At 63.3% G+C, this 1,190-nt stretch carries 1 protein-coding gene and 1 pseudogene; one reads left to right on the plus strand and one right to left on the minus strand.

Annotated features, from left to right (window positions below; genetic code table 11):
* Nucleotides 1-160: pseudogene (locus EN925_RS41260) on the minus strand (glycosyltransferase family 1 protein); the annotation flags it as partial.
* Between the two features lie 195 nt (nt 161-355).
* Here EN925_RS41260 and EN925_RS36680 point away from each other — a divergent pair.
* Nucleotides 356-1,190: glycosyltransferase (locus tag EN925_RS36680; RefSeq protein ID WP_164894697.1), on the plus strand; the 835-nt coding region annotated here is incomplete at its 3' end.

The raw sequence follows: 1,190 nt of genomic DNA on the forward strand, positions 1-1,190 counted from the left end.
ACCCTGGAGGGTGGAGCAGTGCAAGCTCGAGGCCGCGGGTCAGCGGGTTCTGCTCGGCCAACAAGGTGTCGAGAGCGCGCACGACCTCGCGCGCGTAACGCTGAACGCCTGTTGTCGGCTGCGAAAGAAACCGCCCATTGATCGTCCAACGTCGCGCCATGTCGTCCACCCCTTGGAACTTTCAGTGTGGAACCGTCAAGACGCCAGGTCACCATGGCCATCGGGTCATTCGGCTAAGTGGCAATCATCCGGATTGGCGACGTCGGACAGCGTACCTACCTCGAACGTTTAAGGGCCTTGGTGTTCCTGGGAATGCTAGTCTGCCTAGGGTGCCGGAAGGTCGGGGAAGCTGGACATGGCCAAGCTCGGGTTCGATACGAGGGAGTCGCCGCAACCAAGATCGGCCTGGCCGGCGAACAGACACCGTGCCGACACGCCCCTGGCCAGATCCGCTGTCGCCGGCGCCGACTTCCTGATCGGCCATCCCGCTGCGGTGTGCGCGGACCGGGAAGCGCCGAGACGGCGCTGGACGATAAATGGAGACTTCACGACGCTTCGGCCAACCGGTGTGGCCCGTTACGCCCGCGAGGTCACCTTGGCTCTCGACGCCCTCATTTCAGAAGGGCATCCGCTCGGTCGCGACCTGGAGATTGATCTCGTGGTGCCGCGTCCGCTTTCGGAACCTTTGCGCCTCGATGCCATCCCCGTCCGGGTCGTTCCTGAATTCAGCAGGCCGCGACTGCCGCAATTTTGGGTGCAGGCGCAGTTGCCCTGGCATGTGCCTGGAGGATTGCTGAGCTTCTGCAATCTCGCTCCCGTCGCGCTGAGGCGCCAGATCGCGTGTATCCATGACATGCACACAAGGCTCATGCCGTCGAGCTACGCGCGAGGATTCCGCTGGGCGCACCGCTTGATCCTGCCGGCACTTGGCAGGCAGGCCGCCCGCATCACGACCGTCTCGCAACTCTCACGCAGCCATCTGATCAAGTTCGGAATCGCGCCAGAAGAAAACATCGTCGTCACCTACAACGGCAGCGACCATGCGAACCGGTGGGATGCGGCGAGATCAACTCTGGCCGTCGACCGGAGCAGGCCGTATGTCCTCTGCTTGGGGAGGCGGGACCAGGAATATAAGAACATGGGGCTTCTCGCCAGGCTGGCCCCACACCTCGACGCGATGGGTCTTGACC

The sequence above is a fragment of the Mesorhizobium sp. M7A.F.Ca.US.006.04.2.1 genome (assembly GCF_004022915.1).
Classification (GTDB): Bacteria; Pseudomonadota; Alphaproteobacteria; order Rhizobiales; family Rhizobiaceae; genus Mesorhizobium; species Mesorhizobium ciceri.